The 3,178-nt window shown below is 45.8% G+C and carries 4 protein-coding genes; 1 reads left to right on the forward strand and 3 read right to left on the reverse strand.

Annotation, left to right across the window (positions count from 1 at the left end; translation table 11 throughout):
- Window positions 1-51 precede the first annotated feature (51 nt).
- A complete protein-coding gene (rpsJ, locus tag HMPREF3277_RS12355) occupies window positions 52-363 on the forward strand; it encodes a 30S ribosomal protein S10 (RefSeq protein ID WP_002642322.1) in 312 nt (103 codons plus the stop codon).
- A 499-nt stretch (window positions 364-862) separates the two neighbouring features.
- On the opposite strand, the gene HMPREF3277_RS15030 is transcribed toward rpsJ, so the two are convergent.
- The 3 genes from HMPREF3277_RS15030 to HMPREF3277_RS12365 form a co-directional block, all read right to left on the reverse strand.
- Complete coding sequence (locus tag HMPREF3277_RS15030; RefSeq protein ID WP_168168267.1) at window positions 863-1,009, reverse strand: hypothetical protein; 147 nt, start codon at window positions 1,007-1,009, stop codon at window positions 863-865.
- A 299-nt stretch (window positions 1,010-1,308) separates the two neighbouring features.
- Window positions 1,309-1,584 carry an oxidative damage protection protein gene (locus HMPREF3277_RS12360; RefSeq protein ID WP_003762149.1) on the reverse strand — a complete coding sequence of 92 codons (276 nt, stop codon included), beginning with the start codon at window positions 1,582-1,584 and terminating at the stop codon, window positions 1,309-1,311.
- A gap of 81 nt (window positions 1,585-1,665) precedes the next feature.
- Window positions 1,666-2,901, reverse strand: coding sequence for a type VI immunity family protein (locus tag HMPREF3277_RS12365; RefSeq protein ID WP_070871288.1), 1,236 nt, complete (start codon window positions 2,899-2,901; stop codon window positions 1,666-1,668).
- Window positions 2,902-3,178 lie beyond the last annotated feature (277 nt).

Below are 3,178 nucleotides of genomic sequence, written 5' to 3' on the forward strand. Positions count from 1 at the left end.
AGGTGCAGGTGTGGTTTCTTCTATCATCGCTTAATTGAAGGATATTGATAAATGGCAAACCAAAAAATCCGTATCCGCCTGAAAGCTTATGATTACAGCCTGATTGACCGTTCTGCTCAAGAAATAGTTGAAACTGCAAAACGTACCGGTGCCGTTGTAAAAGGTCCGATTCCGTTGCCGACTAAAATCGAACGTTTCAACATTCTGCGTTCTCCACACGTGAACAAAACTTCTCGTGAACAATTGGAAATCCGCACCCACTTGCGCCTGATGGACATCGTGGACTGGACTGACAAAACTACCGATGCACTGATGAAACTGGACTTGCCAGCCGGTGTTGATGTAGAAATTAAAGTTCAATAATCGCTGCTTTTGATAGAAAGCCGAATGGTTTATCCGTTCGGCTTTTTATTTATTAACCCATTGAAGCATTTATGGTGGATTCAAATAGAAATAGGGCATTCTGTTGATTGGTATTTTGCTCAATCGAGACTTTATGGATGGAATTGAGTTTTTGAATTTTATAGTGGATTAAAATTGCAATGATACGGCGTTGCCAACGCCCTTATGTACTACCCGTACACGGCGGGCGTTGCCGCCTTGTCTCATTTTTATTTTAATCCACTATATTAGGTCTTGCTTACTGTTAAAGATCGATATGTGCATCATTGGAAATCGGTTTGTATTTGTATGGGGAGCCGGTGTTCCGGTGTGAGATAAATAATTCTTTGAACACTTTTCGTGAGTAAAGCCTACGCGACGTTTTCTCCCTTTATTCAGGACAAAGGTCGTCTGAAAGCATAGGTGCAGCAGGTCAAAGAAACCATGTTGAGGTCGTCTGAAAACAGATGGTTGGTGAAATTCATTTGAGCTTTTGCGAAAACCAGTCTTGAAGAATGGCAAATTTTGATGGGTTATTGCGATTTGGCCAACTCTTGTCCAAAGGATGCAATAAGCTGGCGGTAAATTTGATAAGCTGATAAACGGTTGCGATTTTGGTATTTTTCATCCTCTTTTGCGGGGGAGAGGAATAGGGAAAATACGGAAATAGCGGAAATATAGTGGCTTAACTTTAAACCAGTACGGCGTTGCCTCGCCTTAGCTCAAAGAGAACGATTCTCTAAGGTGCTGAAGCACCAAGTGAATCGGTTCCGTACTGTCTGTACTGTCTACGGTTTCGTCGCCTTGTCCTGATTTAAAGTTAATCCACTATAAAATGAAACGGCTTTGCAGCAAGTTTATTGATACAAAAAGGTTGTCTGAAATCCGATTTTCGTTTTCAGACGACCTTTTGAGCAAATGATGGCGTTATTTGGGCTCTTGCGGCACATAACCTTGAACGGCATCTGCACCGTCGCCGAAGAAATACTGTTCCATTTGTTGTGCCAGATATTCGCGTGCGCGTGGGTCGGCGAGGCTTAAACGGTTTTCGTTAATCAGCATGGTTTGGTGGCGTGTCCACGCATTCCAAGCTTCTTGGGATACATTTTCAAAAATGCGCTTGCCCAATTCGTTGGGCAGTGGTGGGAATTTCATACCTTCGGCTTCTTTGCCGAGTTTGACGCAGTGAACCATACGGGTCATGGCGGTTTTCCTTCAAAAACGGGGTTTCAGACGAGGCATATTTTAACGTATCGGCTGACGTTCGGAAAGGCGGGGAGGGGCTTACCACATTGCCTTTCTACGCAAAGGCTCGTTATGGTCCCCTTTGACAAGCTCCCAAATGGTTAGGCCCATTTGGGGTCCGAGTAGCACATCTTGTGTCCGCACACCTTCTCCCTCAGGGAAAATTTCGCCTTTATTGAAATGGCAGGTTTTACCGTCAAAGCTGGTGATTTTCCACATGCCCGAAATCGGGACAGGCTCTTCCTCGACGCCGATGATTTCCTGCGGCGCTTGGGTATAGATCTTCTTGCCGTCTTTTTCTTCCACTTCCCAACCGTCCCATCTTCTCGACCAATAATACATCTGTTCGCGGGTAATGCCGCCCATATTTTCACGGGGGTATTTTTCGCGTATCGGTTCTAAAGCGCGGTTTAGCGCAATGTAGTCCAAGGGTAAATCTTCGTGGATATCTCCGGTTTCAGGTAAATTGCCAATTTTGAAAACTTTGATACCTGCTATATCACGCATCTTAATATCGGGATGATTTGCCAAAACAGGCTCTATCCTGCCTGCCGGAAGCTGTCCGTAAAGTTCTCTGCCGATCAATGTGTACCAACTGATACTGCGGATATTGTAGTCATAGAAATCTGCCAAATAATCGGTCGTGACCGGAATCAGCCCCAAATTCTCGCGACACACCCCGTATTCGTACGGTGCACCGTCGTAATAATTATGCGGTGGAATTGCTGCCAGACCGATATAGCCATGGAAAACATCCAGCTTCTCTGCAATCTTGTCGACAAATTCATCTAATTTTGCCAAATCTTTGGGGGAAGACAAAATTTCCAGTGGCAGGTTAAAAAGCAAGGTGCCTCTTGATATATCTGGATCGTTTGCAAAGTAGGCGGCAAAAGAGGTAATGTCGAAATAATAGGATGCGCTGGTATCTGCATGCTCGCTTTGCATTCCCCACATCACTTTGGGCGGATTTTCCTTCCGACTATCCAGCCAACGGTAGATTGTATCCCGTTCTTTCAGATATGATTTTTCGGTCAGTTTGACTTTTTTAATATCCCTATGGCCTCTTTCGTGCCTAGCTATTGTCAGCTTGTCTTTCGCCCATTCGTAATAGAAATCCATCAAACCGGTTAAGGCATCGGCGACATCATCGCGGGTATTGAAATAGACTACGCCGCGTATGCCCAGTTGCAACAGGGTAAAGCCATGTTCGTTGTAGCGTTTGGTGCGGTCGGCGGTGTAGCGGATGGCGGCGAGTTGCTTTTCGATGTCGTTCATGGAATGTCCTTATGTTGATATGACAAACGTCGTCTGAAAGAGTGTAGCGTTTTCAGACGACCTTTACCGCAAAGTAGGATTATTCGGCATAAATGAGGGTTGAACGGAATGGGGTGGCAGGGATGGGGTCATCTGAAAACCGTGTCCGGCTTTGCAGAATCACCAGCCCGCCTTGTTGGCACTACCTTCCGCTTACGCCTCAAACGTATCCAGCCAAATCCGCCGGCTCTCGTCGGTATCGGTACAGCAAACCGTAGCGCGGGTTCTACCCGCGAAG

The sequence above is a fragment of the Neisseria sp. HMSC70E02 genome (genome assembly GCF_001838645.1).
Classification (GTDB): Bacteria; Pseudomonadota; Gammaproteobacteria; order Burkholderiales; family Neisseriaceae; genus Neisseria; species Neisseria macacae.

Bases quoted from the DNA above. Each gene is read 5' to 3' on its own strand.
- HMPREF3277_RS12360 (WP_003762149.1), bottom strand. From the start codon at position 1,584: ATGACCCGTATGGTTCACTGCGTCAAACTCGGCAAAGAAGCCGAAGGT.
- rpsJ (WP_002642322.1), top strand. From the start codon at position 52: ATGGCAAACCAAAAAATCCGTATCCGCCTGAAAGCTTATGATTACAGC.
- HMPREF3277_RS12365 (WP_070871288.1), bottom strand. From the start codon at position 2,901: ATGAACGACATCGAAAAGCAACTCGCCGCCATCCGCTACACCGCCGAC.
- HMPREF3277_RS15030 (WP_168168267.1), bottom strand. From the start codon at position 1,009: ATGAAAAATACCAAAATCGCAACCGTTTATCAGCTTATCAAATTTACC.